Genomic DNA, 13,877 nt, shown 5'->3' on the forward strand with positions numbered 1-13,877 from the left:
TCTTGGCCTCGGCTTCCCTCTTAAGGAAAACCGCGCGGGCGGGGAAAGGCACGGAAGCAACGCCCGGCATTTCGGCCCCTATTCTGCGCCCTTCGCCGGGCGCCGGAGACGGCCCCTCCCGCCCGCAGGGCGTCCGCCAGGCAATATCACGAAGCGCCCGGGGTCCGCTCTGCCGTAGATTGCGCCCGTAGGGCCGTGGTGCGGGTCGGGCGGTAATCCCCCGTACGGCGGTGAGATCGGCGAGCACAGGGGTACGCAGGTGGCAGGCGCAAGGCAGGACGTGAAGGACGCTCGCCGGATCGTGGTGAAGGTCGGCTCGTCCTCGCTGACCACGGCCGCCGGGGGACTGGACGCGGACCGTGTGGACGCGCTGGTGGACGTGCTGGCCAAGCACCAGGACAAGGAGATCGTGCTGGTCTCCTCCGGAGCCATCGCGGCCGGGCTGGCGCCCCTGGGGCTGGAGCGGCGGCCCCGTGACCTGGCCCGGCAGCAGGCCGCCGCCAGCGTCGGCCAGGGCCTGCTCGTCGCCCGCTACACCGCGTCCTTCGCCCGCTACGGCCGCCGGGCCGGCCAGGTCCTGCTGACCTCCGACGACACCAGCCGCCGGGCCCACTACCGCAACGCCTACCGGACCCTCGACCAGCTGCTGGCCATGGGTGCCGTGCCGATCGTCAACGAGAACGACACCGTCGCCACCGACGAGATCCGGTTCGGCGACAACGACCGGCTGGCGGCCCTGGTCGCCCATCTCGTCCGCGCCGACCTGCTGATCCTGCTCTCGGACGTGGACGGCCTCTACGACGGCGACCCGTCCGCCCCCGGGACCTCCCGGATAGCGGAGGTCGGCGGCCCCGCGGACCTGGAGGGCGTCTCCATCGGCAGCGCGGGCAAGGCCGGGGTCGGCACCGGCGGCATGGTCACCAAGGTCGAGGCGGCCCGGATCGCGGCCGCGGCCGGCATCCCGGTCGTCCTGACCTCGGCCGTGCACGCCGCGGACGCCCTGGCCGGCGGCTCGACCGGTACCCACTTCCTGCGCACCGGCCGCCGCTCCGCCGACCGGCTGCTGTGGCTCGCGCACGCCTCCACGCCGCGCGGCGCCCTCGTCCTGGACGACGGCGCCGTACGGGCCGTCGTCGACCGGCGCTCCTCGCTGCTGCCGGCCGGCATCGCGTCCGTGGACGGCGAGTTCTCCGCCGGTGACCCGGTCGAGCTGCGGGACGCCGAGGGCCGCGCGGTCGCCCGGGGGCTCGTCAATTTCGATGCCCGGGAAATCCCCCGTTTGATGGGGCGTTCGACCCGCGATCTCGCCCGTGAGCTGGGGCCCGCCTACGAGCGGGAGATCGTGCACCGCGACGATCTGGTGCTGCTGCACCCCTGAGCCACGCTCCGGTGCCCTCCGGCCGAGGGCGTCACGCTCCGTGAACCCCGCCCACCACGCCGTGCGGAGACCGGCCTTTCCGTGGAGACCTTGGGGAAAACGCCCCCGCGACGGGCCGCGGGCTGGTCAACTTTGTTGCGGGGATGCCGTAGGGGAGCGGCGCCCGCAGCGCGCGAGCGCACCCGCCGACGTACGAGGCTCCGCACCCCCGAGGGCGGAGCGATTCGCATCACAGGAGGCCGCCGGTGAGACGAGGGCGCCCAGGGGCGCTGCCCCGAGGGACGGCGGAGCGCACGCTGACCAGCGTCGGAACCGGCGAGGACACCGGCCGGCCGGACGAGCGCGGTGCACAGCGGGACGGGGCGGCACAGCGCGGACCGGACGCCGGGCAGCGCGAGACGTCCCGGCTGTGGCACATCACGCTCAGCGTCTCGGGCGCCGAGGCCCCGCTGAAGGAGGTCCGGCGGGCACTGGAACAGCTCGCCCACGACCATCCCTTCCTGCTGACCAGCCGCTACGCCAACGACCACGCCGAGATCCGCTACTGGGAGGAGGCGCGGGACCTGCACGACGCCGCGGCGGTCGCGCTGCGGCTGTGGGGCGAGCACCGCTCGACGGCCAAGCTGCCGCCGTGGGAGATCGTCGGCCTGGAGGTCATCGACCGTGATACCTACCATCAGCGCGTAGCGGAGGGTTACGGTCCGCCCCCGGCCTCCCCGGTCGGCGTCCACCCCTTCTGACCCTCGGTCGTCCGCGTCCCGCGCTGTGAGATACGGCGTGGCCGCGGCCCGCCGCCCCGTTAGGCTGCGGCCATGACCAGCAGCGCATCGCACTCCTCGCCCGTTCTCGAGACCGCCCGCCGCGCGCGGGAGGCCGCCGCCGTCCTGGCGCCGCAGCCGCGTACGGCCCGTGACGCGGCGCTGCTCGCCATCGCCGACGCCCTGGTGGAGCGGACCGACGCGATCGTCGCCGCCAACGCCGAGGACATCGACAAGGCGCGGGCGGCCGGCACCGCCGAGTCGATCGTGGACCGGCTCACCCTCACCCCCGAGCGGATCGCGGCCATCGCCGCGGACGTCCGCCAGGTCGTGGCGCTGCCCGACCCGGTGGGGGAGGTGGTGCGCGGCTCGACCCTGCCCAACGGGCTCGACCTGCGGCAGGTCCGGGTCCCCCTCGGGGTGATCGGCATCATCTACGAGGCCCGGCCCAATGTGACGGTGGACGCCGCCGCCCTGTGCCTGAAGTCCGGCAACGCGGTGCTGCTGCGCGGCTCGTCCTCCGCGTACGCCTCCAACAGCGCCCTGGTGGACGTGCTGCGCGACGCCGTCCGGAGCACCGGGCTGCCCGCCGACGCGGTGCAGCTGGTGCCCGGCGAGAGCCGCGACTCGGTGCGCGAGCTGATGCGCGCCCGCGGCCTGGTCGATGTGCTGATCCCGCGCGGCGGCGCCTCCCTGATCCGCACGGTCGTCGAGGAGTCCACGGTCCCGGTGATCGAGACCGGCACCGGCAACTGCCACGTCTACGTCGACGAGGCCGCCGACCTCGACATGGCCCTCGACATCCTGGTCAATTCCAAGGCCCAGCGGCCCAGCGTCTGCAACGCCGCCGAGACGGTGCTGGTGCACGCCGGGATCGCCGAGAAGTTCCTGCCGCGCACCCTGGAGGCGCTGACCCAGGCCGGCGTGATCGTGCACGGCGACGCCGCCTGGCAGCAGGCGGGCCCCGGACTGGTCGCGCCCGCCACCGACGAGGACTGGGCGACGGAGTACCTCTCGTACGACATCGCGGCCGCCGTGGTGCCCGACCTGGACGCCGCGGTGGCCCACATCCGGCGCTGGACCTCCGGTCACACCGAGGCGATCGTCACCACGTCGCAGGCCGCCGCCCGCCGCTTCACCCAGTTGGTGGACTCCACCACCGTCGCGGTCAACGCCTCGACCCGTTTCACCGACGGCGGCCAGTTCGGCTTCGGCGCGGAGATCGGCATCTCGACGCAGAAGCTGCACGCCCGCGGCCCGATGGGACTGCCCGAGCTGACCTCCACCAAGTACATCCTCACCGGAGACGGCCACACCCGCTGAAGCGTCCCCCGGATTCCCCGTTCTCCCTGCCCAAAATGAGCGCCCGGGGCTAACCTGGACGGGTGCCGGACGACGTGGGGGGCAAGCCGTTCCCGGACGGTGAAGAGCCCGACGAGCACCACCACGGGAGCCACGGAAAAGCGGACGAAGAATTCGCCTCCGTGGTCTTCGACGAGGAATTCGTCCGGTCCGCGCAGATTCACGAACCCTCGGCGGTCGAGCGGATGCTGGCCGCCGCCGAGGCGCGCGCGGAGGCCGAGGCGGCCCGCTCCGGGCCCGGCTTCGGCCCGGAGGGCGACGACGTGGACGAGACCGGCCTGCGCAGCCGGCGCCGCGTCCGGGGGAGCGACGACTTCGACGGGTACACCGACTACGCCGAGTACGACGACGGCGAGTTCGGCGACTACCCGCCCTACGGCCCGTACGGCCCCTACGGCGGCGCCCTGCGCCCCTACCGCAGCAGCACCCGCTGGCACCGCCCGGTCGCCTGGGTGCTGGCCGTGGTGATGGGCATCGGGCTGGTCGCGCTGGCCTTCAGCGCCGTCTACCGCGGCTCCTCGGGACGCACCCAGAGCCCCGCACCGGCACCCACGTCCAGCGGTGTGGACGCCCCCGCCACGGGTGTCCTGGACAGCGTCCGCACGGCGCGCCCCGGCCTGCCGTCGGCCGAGCCCCTGCGCCCGTCGTTCCCGGCGGCGCCCAAGCCGCACTGACGCCGTGGCGCCGTGCCCGCAAAACGCGTTTTCGAAACGGAATCCCGTCACGAAGTTGCCCGCCGCCCCGGCGTTTACCTTCGCCCCGGCAGACCTACTCTTGTTGTATGACCGGGCCTGGGGACCCTCCCGAAGGGACGCCCAACGGCGCCCCGGGAGGCGGTGAGGACGAATACCGATCCGTCGTCTTCGACGAATCGTTTGTCCGTGCTGCGCGACTGCAGGAATTCTCCGCGGACGAGCGGCTGGGTGAGCACCATTCACCGGCCGTCAAGACCCGGCACGCCTGGATGCGGCTGGGCGGCTCACGGCAGGCCGTCCTGCTGGTCCTGCTGATCGTCCTCGCCTTCGGCACCGCCGTCTACATGGGCGTACGCCACCCGTACAAAACCCCGGAGACGGTCCGGGCGCAGCCGCTGCGGTCCGCGGTGGTGCCCCTCGCGCCGGCCGGGGAGGTACCCGGAGCGACACCGGGGGACCTCTTCGCCCACAGCCCCGCGGCCAATTACCGGATCGGCGCGGCGGGCGTCAATCTGCCCGCCGTCACCCGCACCGAGCACTTCTCCGACGGTCAGATCGTCGCCGCCCTGACCGTCGCGAAGGACTACCTCGTCCGGTCCTCGCTGGACCCGGACACCCTCACCGGCGGGTCCGTACGGCCGGTGCGGCTGCTGCTCGACACCGGCCAACTCGACCAGTTCGACCGCAGCCTGGCGCGCCCCGACGACAACGGCCACGACGCGGCGACCGGGTGGCTGATCCGCTTCGACCCCCGGCAGACCCGGCTCGCCGACCCGGACGTACGGGTCAACGGCACGCTGGCCGCGTCGGAGTTGAGCCCGGACGCGCTGGACGTCACCGCCGACTACACCTTCGTCTACGCCGTCCGGCCCGCGCCCGGTGCCCCGGCCAAGGCCCCGGGCCAGGGCATCGGCAAGCCCACCCCGGGCGCCGCCTCGCTGGTCACCGTCCGGCGTGAGGTGCACTTCCGGCTGAGCCGGGAGAACCTCAACGACCACCGCCTGGAGGTCGTGCAGAGCAGTCTGCAGGCCGGGCCGCTGGCCTGCTCCTCGCGGCCCGCCGACGCGCTGCGCCCGCTGTTCGCGGGACAGCACGCCGGCCAGGACCGTCCCCGGGGCACCGACCCCTACGCCAGGGACCGCGCCAACCCCTCGCTCTGCGGTGAGCTGGCGCCCTCCGCCCAGCCGAAGCCGAGCCATCCGCTGCGTTAGGACGCCTCCGGGCCCTCGCTCCCGCCGGAGCCGTTGCTGCCGTTGCCGTTGCCGTTGCTGCCGTTGCCGGGGCCGTCGGAGCGCGTGCCGCCACGGAAGACCGTGTCGCGCAGCTTGCCGCCCAGATCGCCCGCACCGCCCGCGATATCGCGCACCAGGCCCATCAGCGGGTCCTTGCTGTTGCGCACCGAGTCGGCGTAGTGGGCCGCGGAGTCCCGGAACGAATCGGAGACCGAGGTGTCCTTGTCCTCGTCCCGGCGCGGGTAGTGGCCGTCCATGATCCGCTGGTAGTCGCGGCTGGCCGCCCACTTCTTCAGTTCGGCCGCCCGTACGGTCGTGAACGGGTGGCTGCGCGGCAGCAGGTTGAGGATCTTCAGCACGGAGTCGCGCAGATCGCCGCCGGCCTCGTACTCGTCCGCCTGCTTCAGGAAGGCATCGACGTTCATCTCGTGCAGATGATTGCCGCCGGCCAGCTTCATCAGGCCGCGCATCGAGGCCTGCAGGTCCTGGCCGACCAGCAGTCCGGCGCGGTCGGCGGACAGTTCCGACTTGCGGAACCACTCGCGCAGTGCCGTCACGATCGCCATGATCGCGACATTGCCGAGCGGGATCCAGGCGACCTTCATGGCCAGGTTCGTCAGGAACAGCAGGATCGTGCGGTAGACGGCGTGCCCGGACAGCGCGTGCCCGACCTCGTGGCCGATGACCGCCCGCATCTCCTCCTCGTCCAGCAGCTCGACCAGACCGGTCGTCACCACGATGATCGGCTCGTCCAGGCCGATGCACATGGCATTGGGCTGCGGGTCCTGATTGACGTACATCGGCGGGACCTTCTCCAGGTCCAGGATGTAGCAGGCGTCGCGCAGCATGTCGTTGAGGTGCGCGAACTGCTGCTCGCCCACCCGTACCGAGTCCGACAGGAACAGCAGCCGCAGGCTGCGCTCCGGCAACAGGCCGCTGAGCGTCTTGAAGACCGTGTCGAACCCGCTCAGCTTGCGCAGCGCCACCAGCGCCGAACGGTCCGCCGGGTGCTCGTACGACCGCGAGGAGATTCCGGGGAATCGCCGCCGGTCCCGGCTCGGAACGTTCGCGCTGCCGCCTGGGCTCTCCGTCATTGGGGCCTCCCCCTGTTCGACTGCGTGTGTTTCAGACTAGAGGACGCCGCCGACAGGAGAATGGATGCTCGGGCGTACGCTGGCGATCGCACCAATGACCGCACGGGCCCCTGCAGATGACCGCACGGGCCGTACCCGAGGGAGCGCACCGTCATGCCGTATCCGAGCGTGCTGCTCGCCGCAGCCCAGGAGACCGCCAGGGACGGTGGACCCGGGTGGATCCTGCGCACCGTGATCGTCGTCGGCTTCGTGGGCGCCGGCCTGCTCGCCTGGTTCCTGCTGCGCGGCTACGGCCAGGACTGACCTGACCCCGGCCAGGACTGACCTGAGCCCGGCCAGGAGTGACCTGACGCGCACGGCCCGGACGCCTCCGGGCGGAGTCGCCGTGAGCCCGCGGTGAGGCGGCGCTTACGATGTGGTGGAAGTCTCTGCCCGACCCCAGCCCGGATTGGTCCTGCCGACGATGAGCCTGCACACCACCGCACAGTCCCTGGTTTCCCTCGCCGCCGAGCCCGGACACGAGGGCGGTCACGCCAGCCTCAGCCCCTTCGTGACCGGCGGCGGCGCCCTGTTTGTCCTGCTCCTCCTGCTCTGGATCACCACCCGTTTCAACCGGGACCGCTGAGCCCGGCACCCGGCCCCCGGCATCGCGCACAGCCCAGTAGGGTCTGCACGCATGGGAGAGCACACAGGGCCCGTGAAGCGGCGACTCGGAGTGATGGGCGGCACGTTCGACCCGATCCATCACGGACACCTGGTCGCCGCCAGCGAGGTGGCCAGTCAGTTCCACCTCGACGAGGTCATCTTCGTGCCGACGGGACAGCCGTGGCAGAAGAGCCACAAGAAGGTGTCCCCGGCCGAGGACCGGTATCTGATGACGGTCATCGCGACCGCGTCGAATCCGCAGTTCTCCGTCAGCCGCATCGACATCGACCGCGGCGGCAAGACGTACACCATAGACACGCTGCGTGACCTGCGGACGGAGCACCGTGACGCGGATCTGTTCTTCATCACCGGCGCCGATGCGCTCAGCCAGATCCTGACCTGGCACGATGCCGCGGAGCTGGTTTCGCTCGCCCACTTCATCGGGGTGACCAGGCCCGGCCATGTCCTCGCGGACCCCGGGCTGCCCGCGGGGGCGGTGTCGCTGGTCGAGGTGCCGGCGCTGGCCATCTCCTCGACCGACTGCCGGGCACGCGTCGCCCAGGGGGATCCGGTCTGGTACCTGGTGCCGGACGGTGTGGTGCGCTACATCGACAAAAAACAGCTGTACCGCAACGACCGCTGACGGGGCTGACGGAAAGGGGCACCGGTGAGCGACCGACAGGATCCGTACGGGCCGCAGGACCCGTATGCCCACGACCCCTACGGCCAGGAGCAGCAGGGGCATACGAGCTACACCTACGACGCCTACGGGCAGCCGGTGTACCGCGACGCCGCGCAGTCGTCGTACGAGCAGCACTACGACGCCTACGGGCAGCAGACCGCCCCCTCCGCCTATGAGGGCTATGACCCCTACGGCGGCCACCAGGGCGGTCACCAGGGCGGTCAGGCCCCCCAGGGACAGCAGGCATACCAGGGGCAGGCGGAGTACGGCTACGACGCGTACGGCCGTCCGCAGGTGCAGGACCGGACCGGCTATCCGCAGCAGTACGACCCGTACGGCCCGCCCCAGCAGCAGCCGCACCAGCAGGAGTGGATCCCCCAGCAGGCCCAGCAGCCCCCGTACGAGCAGACCTCCTACGCAGACGGGCCCCGCTACGACGAGCCCGCTGCGCAGCACCAGGACCAGCCGCCGCGGCCGCCGGAGCGGCGCCGCGGCCCGGCGGACGACGGTGACGGGCCGGGGGCGCCCGGCGGCGCGCCCGGTTCCCCGGGCGAGGACCCGGAGTACCGCACCGAGCAGTTCTCCTTCATCGAGGAGCCGGACGAGGACTCCGAAGACGTCATCGACTGGCTGAAGTTCACCGAGAGCCGCACCGAGCGGCGTGAGGAGGCCAAACGGCGCGGCCGCAGCCGCATCGTCGCGCTGTCCGTCGTGCTGGCCCTGCTGGTCGCCGGCGGCGTCGGCTATCTGTGGTGGGCGGGCAAGTTGCCCGGCCTGGCCGGTCCCGGCACGGGCCAGGCGGCCGCGGCCGGCGGGCAGAAGCGCGACGTCCTCGTCGTCCATCTGCGGGACACCAAGTCCGGGAACAGCTCGACGGCGCTGCTGGTGGACAACACGACCACCCACAAGGGCACCACCGTCCTCCTGCCCAACAGCCTCGTCGTCCCCAAGGACGACGGCAGTTCCACGACGCTCGGCAAGTCCGTCAAGGACGACGGCACCGAACCGACCCGGGACTCCCTCAACAGCCTCCTGGGCGCCGACCTCAAGGCCAGCTGGCGGCTGGACACCCCGTATCTGGAGAACCTCGTCGAGACGGTCGGCGGGATCACGCTGGACACCGACGCCACCGTGCCCGGCGCCAAGAAGGGCGAGTCCCCGGCCGTCAAGCAGGGCAGTGCCCAGGACCTCAACGGCCAGGGAGCCGTGGCCTACGCCACCTACCAGGCGCCGGGCGAGCCCCAGACCCGGCAGCTGCAGCGGTTCGGCCAGGTCATGCAGGCGACCTTGAAGAAGGTCTCCAGCGACGCCGACGGCGCCACGGCCACCGTGAAGTCGCTGCTGCAGGTGCTCGACCCGCCGCTCACCGAGGGCCAGCTGGGCAGCTCGCTGGCGCAGCGGGCGGAGCTGGCGAAGACCGGTGCGTACCGCACGACGCTGCTGCCCGTGCAGGCGAACGGCACCCTCAGCCAGGCCGCGGCGGCCGGTGTGGTCAAGGACGTGCTCGGCGGCACGGTCAAGAAGACCGCCCCCGACGCGACGGCCCGGGTCGCCGTGCGCAACGCCACCGGCACCAAGGGCGCCACCAACAAGGCGCAGGTCGCGCTGCTCAACGGCGGCTACAGCTTCGTCGACGCGGGCACCGCGGGCCCGGCCGCCACGTCCCGCATCACCTACGCGGACGCCGCCCAGAAGGCCAAGGCCGCGGAGGTCGCCAAGACCCTGGGCCTGCCGGCGAGCGTGGTCAGGCAGGGCAAGGGCGCCTCGAACGCCGACATCACGGTGGTGCTCGGGCAGGACTACAAGGGCTGACGGGGCCACCGCCCGGTGCCCGCCGGTGGAGGCCGGCGGGCACCGGGCGGCCGCTCGCCCACTGTGCTGCCCCCTGCCCAGCCACCGCGCCCACCCTGCCCGGCCACCGTGCTGACCAGCCCGGACACCGGAACCGACCGACTGGTTCGAAAACCCAGTCGGGAGTGTCGGTGGTCCGTGAGACCCTTGAGGGGTACTTGACCGCCGATCCGGTCGTCCACGGGGACTGCGGCACGCGCCGCGGCTCAGCAGTGAGCCAGCTGCCCCTGCCCGGCCGGAGAGGCTGCCCTCGACCCGGAAAGCCGCTTGTGACCGCCACGGACCGTTCCCTCGAGCTCATCAACGCCGCCGCGCAGGCCGCGGCCGACAAGCTCGCGCACGACATCATCGCGTACGACGTCAGCGACGTCCTCTCGATCACCGACGCCTTCCTGCTGGCTTCGGCACCCAGCGACCGCCAGGTCAAGTCGATCGTCGACGAGATCGAGGAACGGCTCAACAAGGACCTCGGCGCCAAGCCGGTCCGCCGTGAGGGCGACCGCGAGGCCCGCTGGGTCCTGCTCGACTACGTCGACATCGTGGTGCACGTCCAGCACAGCGAGGAGCGCGTCTTCTACGCGCTCGAGCGCCTGTGGAAGGACTGCCCCGAGATCGACCTCCCCGAGGAGGCCAAGGCCACCCGCGGCAAGGCCGCCGAGCACGCCGAGGCCACGGCGGGCGAGCAGGACGGAGAACTGCTCTGAACGGCACCAAGGGCGGCCGGGGCCGCCGCATCGTCCTCTGGCGCCACGGCCAGACGGCCTGGAACCTGGAGCGCCGCTTCCAGGGGTCGACGGACATCGAGCTGACCGAGGAGGGCCGCGGCCAGGCGCGCCGCGCCGCCCGCCTCCTCGCCGCCCTGCGGCCGGACGTCATCATCGCCTCCGACCTGCAGCGGGCTGCGACCACCGCGAGCGAGCTGGCCACGCTCACCCGCCTGGAGGTCACGCACGACGCGGCCCTGCGGGAGACCTACGCGGGCTCCTGGCAGGGGCTGACGCACGACGAGATCCTTGCGCGGTACCGCGAGCAGTACACCGCGTGGAAGCGCGGTGAGCCGGTGCGGCGCGGTGGCGGCGAACTGGAGACCGAGGTCGCCGACCGGGCCGCCCCGGTCGTGCTCGGCCACGCCGACAAGCTGCCCGACGACGGCACCCTGGTCGTCGTCAGCCACGGCGGCACCATCCGCACCACCATCGGGCGGCTGCTCGGCCTGGAGGCCCACCACTGGGAGGGCCTGGGCGGTCTGTCGAACTGCTGCTGGTCGGTGCTGGGCGAGGGCGCGCGCGGCTGGCGCCTGCTGGAGCACAACGCCGGCACCCTGCCGGAGCCCGTGCTCGGCGACGACGACTGAGCCCGCCGGGCGCCCGCGGCAGACCGGATTTCACATCTGGGCAGGTCGCAGGCTAAAGTTCTTCTTGTTCGCGGCGCCGCCGGGGGAAACCCGGGGGAGCGGAACAAGACCCGGGGCTATAGCTCAGTTGGTAGAGCGCCTGCATGGCATGCAGGAGGTCAGGAGTTCAATTCTCCTTAGCTCCACAGCCGGGAAGATCCCGCCTCCAGACGGAGGCGGGATTTCTGCGTTCTGCGGGTTCTCCGCGTTCTGCGGGTCCTCGGCGTGGTGCCCGTTCTCTGCACGGCAGGGGATCTCTCCGGGTTCCGGGACGCCGCCCACCGCCAAGGACGTCGAGACCAGCCGTATCTCACCGCCCGTGGCGTGCCGGCTCACCTTCATGCGGTATCCCGGTGGCGAGACGTCCCCGGTCTCCCACAGGCGCGCGAAATCCGCACCGGTCCGTGACAGCCGCCCGGTCAGCGATTCCCCTGCCGGCTCGCCCACTTGGCATCGGTGCGGGCCTCGGGTGCGCCCACGGTCCCCCTCTTGCCGCCGCGTTGGGAACCGCAGGCAAGGTGTACGCGGGGAGGGGCGGGCTCGCCGGGGTGGCAAGAAGGCGGACCTGACCCGGTGCGTGGTCCGTGGCAGAATCGGACGGCGCCGGCAGGGGAGGAGATATCGCGATGCCCACGAGCATCCTCGAGGAGGTCAACGACCTGCTCGACGTGGCCGAGGCGCAGGGCTATGACTGGCTGCCGGAGTATGCGCTCCGCTTCACCTGTCCCGTGGACGCCCCTCCCCCCGCAGCCGGCGGCGATGACGGTTCCGCTCCGCAGTGTTCCTCGTGCGGCGCCTCCCATGTGGCGCAGGTGCTGGGTGACGACGGGGGCATTTCCTTCGTTTGTACGGCCTGCGGCCGCAGTTGGAGCTGATGGATGGGCGCCCACAGCAGGAAATGTGACTGGTGCGGCAGCGGTACGCCGATCGTCCGGGACATGGAACCGGTCAACGCCGACTACCAGTACTGGTGCGAGGAATGCGCCCGCGCCCTCGTCATAAAAGGCGACCCCATCGAGACCTACCGGGAACTCGACGGGGAGCCGATCTACGGACGGCTGCTGGACGAGCACTGCACCCTCAAGCGCTTCTACTCGTTCGCGACGGCCTGAGCAGGGCCCGTCCCGGCGAGGCCCGCGGCAGCCAGGACATGGCGAACTGCGGGTTTTGCGGGCGGCGTTGGGGCGGGGGCGCGACGGCCGCCACGTCATTCCGCCGCGCGGGCGCCCGGTTCACACCTCACGGCCGGCGGCCGCAGTGCTGTGCCCGCTGCCCCTTCCCGGCCGCCGGCCGCGCCGCCACAGCCGGGCCCCGGCCAGCGCCAGCAGCGCAAGACCGGCGAGCGGATAGACGTCGGAGAGCAGCATCTGGACGCCGTTCTGGTGCAGTTCCTCGTGGCGGTGCCAGCGGTGCGGCACCCACCACAGCGCGAACGAGCAGAACAGCACGCCCAGTGCGGTGGCCGCCGCCCACCAGCGGCGGGCGGCAGTGCCGTTCCGGTGCAGCGCCTCGGAGCCGAGCAGGATCACCATCGGTACGCACCACACCCAGTGGTGGGACCAGGAGATCGGGCTGACCAGGAGCGCGGTCGCCGCGCAGGTGACGGCCGCCCAGGCGCTCCCCCCGCCTTCGGCCGGGGGTGCCCCCAGCCCGCGCAGCAGCGCCGCGGCCGCCAGTGCCAGGCCCAGGGCCGCGGTCAGACCGGCGGCCACGAGCCAGGCGGAGCCCGGATCGTGGGTGTGCAGCAGCCGGGCGAGGGCGCCGCGCAGGGACTGGTTCGCGGTGATCTCCACCTCACCGACCCGGTCGGCGGCGAAGACGATCTCGGTCCAGAAGCGGTGCGCGTCACGCGGCAGCGCGAGCGCGGAGAGGAGGACGGTGGCCAGGAAGGTGGCGGTGGCGACGGCGGCCTGGCGCAGCCAGGGGTGGCGGACGGCGCGCACCCCCGCGCCGGAGCGGAGCAGCTGCCCGGCACGGACGGCGCCGGCCAGTGCGAAGAGCACGGCGAACAGTGCCGGGGTGAGCTTGAGGCCGGCCGCGATCCCGATGCCGGCACCCGCGAGCCGGTGGGTGTCCTTACGGGTCAGGTCCCACAGCACGAGCGCGGTGAGCAGCAGGTTGATCTGGCCGTAGCGCAGCGTCGTCCACACCGGCTCGCACCACACCAGCAGCGCCGAGACCGCGAGCGTCGCGGCCGGCCGGGGGAGGTGCCGGGGCCGGCCGGCCAGCCGCAGCGAGAGGTGGACGACGGCGAGGAGCAGGGCGAGGTTGCCGGCCGTGGCGAGGGTGCGCATCGCGGGGACGCCAAGGAGGGTGAGCGGGGTGAACAGCAGCGCCGCGAAGGGCGGGTAGGTGTTGGGCAGGTGCGCCGAGGTCGCCACCATGTCGTAGAGGGACCCGCCGTTGCGGACCGTGAAGCCCTCGGCGCGGTAGACCATGAGGTCGAGCATCGTCACATGGGCGAGGCGCTGCACGGTCCAGAAGACCGTGAACGAGAGCAGGCAGGCGAGGGCCGCCGCGCGGGTGGGGTGCCGGCGGAGGATGCCCGGGCCGGAGCGGGTGCCACGGGGGTCGGTGGGCGCTTCCAGCTCCAGCGCTGTCACGGCGTACGGCTCCCCCAGGACGAATCGGGCACGGCGTGCCGACAGTACCGCGCGGCGCGCCGAGGGGCCCGGGTGCGACGGCCGGGGGCTCCGGCGCAATGGCTGAGGGGCCCCGGACGGAACGATTTGGCAGAAGGCGGGGAGGTCCGTGTAATGTAGGCGATGCCGCAGCGGGGAACCGGGG

Annotated in this window: 15 protein-coding genes, 1 tRNA gene and 1 pseudogene; 14 read left to right on the forward strand and 3 right to left on the reverse strand. The window is 72.3% G+C overall.

Translation table 11 applies throughout. The annotated features are described in order from the left end of the window. Positions 1 to 280 precede the first annotated feature (280 nt). The 5 genes from proB (at position 281) to ABZ851_RS06145 (ending at position 5,404) form a co-directional block, all read left to right on the forward strand. Positions 281 to 1,378, forward strand: a complete 1,098-nt coding sequence (proB, locus tag ABZ851_RS06125; protein WP_361122797.1) for a glutamate 5-kinase — start codon at positions 281 to 283, stop codon at positions 1,376 to 1,378. Positions 1,379 to 1,623: 245 nt separating this feature from the next. Further along, complete coding sequence (locus ABZ851_RS06130; RefSeq protein WP_361122800.1) at positions 1,624 to 2,118, forward strand: hypothetical protein; 495 nt, start codon at positions 1,624 to 1,626, stop codon at positions 2,116 to 2,118. Between the two features lie 72 nt (positions 2,119 to 2,190). Then, on the forward strand, positions 2,191 to 3,459 hold the full coding sequence (locus ABZ851_RS06135) for a glutamate-5-semialdehyde dehydrogenase (protein ID WP_361122803.1): 1,269 nt from the start codon (positions 2,191 to 2,193) through the stop codon (positions 3,457 to 3,459). 62 nt (positions 3,460 to 3,521) lie between these two features. After that, the gene (locus ABZ851_RS06140; protein ID WP_361122806.1) at positions 3,522 to 4,172 is read left to right on the forward strand and encodes a hypothetical protein; all 651 of its coding nucleotides are present in this window, start codon (positions 3,522 to 3,524) and stop codon (positions 4,170 to 4,172) included. Between the two features lie 107 nt (positions 4,173 to 4,279). Beyond that, positions 4,280 to 5,404, forward strand: a complete 1,125-nt coding sequence (locus ABZ851_RS06145; RefSeq protein WP_361122809.1) for a hypothetical protein — start codon at positions 4,280 to 4,282, stop codon at positions 5,402 to 5,404. Here the strand turns inward: ABZ851_RS06145 and ABZ851_RS06150 are convergent. Then, the gene (locus ABZ851_RS06150) at positions 5,401 to 6,519 is read right to left on the reverse strand and encodes a M48 family metallopeptidase (RefSeq protein WP_361122812.1); all 1,119 of its coding nucleotides are present in this window, start codon (positions 6,517 to 6,519) and stop codon (positions 5,401 to 5,403) included. The genes ABZ851_RS06145 and ABZ851_RS06150 overlap by 4 nt on opposite strands. Positions 6,520 to 6,672: 153 nt before the next feature. On the opposite strand from ABZ851_RS06150, the gene ABZ851_RS06155 reads away from it, so the two are divergent. From ABZ851_RS06155 to ABZ851_RS06185, 7 genes are all read left to right on the forward strand, one after another. Beyond that, positions 6,673 to 6,822 (forward strand): hypothetical protein, encoded by a 150-nt coding sequence (locus ABZ851_RS06155; protein ID WP_164993054.1) that lies wholly within the window; start codon positions 6,673 to 6,675, stop codon positions 6,820 to 6,822. Between the two features lie 160 nt (positions 6,823 to 6,982). After that, on the forward strand, positions 6,983 to 7,144 hold the full coding sequence (locus ABZ851_RS06160) for a hypothetical protein (RefSeq protein WP_336049048.1): 162 nt from the start codon (positions 6,983 to 6,985) through the stop codon (positions 7,142 to 7,144). A 51-nt stretch (positions 7,145 to 7,195) separates the two neighbouring features. Continuing rightward, positions 7,196 to 7,807 (forward strand): nicotinate-nucleotide adenylyltransferase, encoded by a 612-nt coding sequence (gene nadD, locus ABZ851_RS06165; protein ID WP_311623709.1) that lies wholly within the window; start codon positions 7,196 to 7,198, stop codon positions 7,805 to 7,807. A gap of 24 nt (positions 7,808 to 7,831) precedes the next feature. Then, complete coding sequence (locus ABZ851_RS06170) at positions 7,832 to 9,658, forward strand: LytR C-terminal domain-containing protein (protein ID WP_361122817.1); 1,827 nt, start codon at positions 7,832 to 7,834, stop codon at positions 9,656 to 9,658. Between the two features lie 308 nt (positions 9,659 to 9,966). Further along, entirely contained in the window at positions 9,967 to 10,401 is a 435-nt protein-coding gene (gene rsfS / locus ABZ851_RS06175) for a ribosome silencing factor (RefSeq protein WP_088797625.1), read from the forward strand. After that, positions 10,398 to 11,051, forward strand: a complete 654-nt coding sequence (locus ABZ851_RS06180; RefSeq protein WP_336049075.1) for a histidine phosphatase family protein — start codon at positions 10,398 to 10,400, stop codon at positions 11,049 to 11,051. Before rsfS ends, ABZ851_RS06180 begins: the two co-directional genes overlap by 4 nt. A 112-nt stretch (positions 11,052 to 11,163) precedes the next feature. Continuing rightward, a tRNA-Ala gene (locus ABZ851_RS06185) sits at positions 11,164 to 11,236 on the forward strand. Positions 11,237 to 11,369: 133 nt separating this feature from the next. Here ABZ851_RS06185 and ABZ851_RS06190 read toward each other — a convergent pair. Beyond that, a pseudogene (locus tag ABZ851_RS06190) lies at positions 11,370 to 11,537 on the reverse strand (transcriptional regulator); the annotation flags it as partial. Between the two features lie 179 nt (positions 11,538 to 11,716). Here ABZ851_RS06190 and ABZ851_RS06195 point away from each other — a divergent pair. Together ABZ851_RS06195 and ABZ851_RS06200 are read left to right on the forward strand one after the other, a co-directional pair. Beyond that, a complete protein-coding gene (locus tag ABZ851_RS06195; RefSeq protein WP_361122821.1) occupies positions 11,717 to 11,965 on the forward strand; it encodes a hypothetical protein in 249 nt (82 codons plus the stop codon). A 3-nt stretch (positions 11,966 to 11,968) separates the two neighbouring features. After that, positions 11,969 to 12,202, forward strand: a complete 234-nt coding sequence (locus tag ABZ851_RS06200; protein ID WP_004571982.1) for a hypothetical protein — start codon at positions 11,969 to 11,971, stop codon at positions 12,200 to 12,202. A gap of 120 nt (positions 12,203 to 12,322) precedes the next feature. On the opposite strand, the gene ABZ851_RS06205 is transcribed toward ABZ851_RS06200, so the two are convergent. Beyond that, positions 12,323 to 13,693 (reverse strand): glycosyltransferase 87 family protein, encoded by a 1,371-nt coding sequence (locus ABZ851_RS06205; RefSeq protein ID WP_361122824.1) that lies wholly within the window; start codon positions 13,691 to 13,693, stop codon positions 12,323 to 12,325. Positions 13,694 to 13,877 lie beyond the last annotated feature (184 nt).

It is taken from the genome of Streptomyces sp. NPDC047049 (assembly GCF_040643995.1).
GTDB lineage: Bacteria > Actinomycetota > Actinomycetes > Streptomycetales > Streptomycetaceae > Streptomyces > Streptomyces mooreae.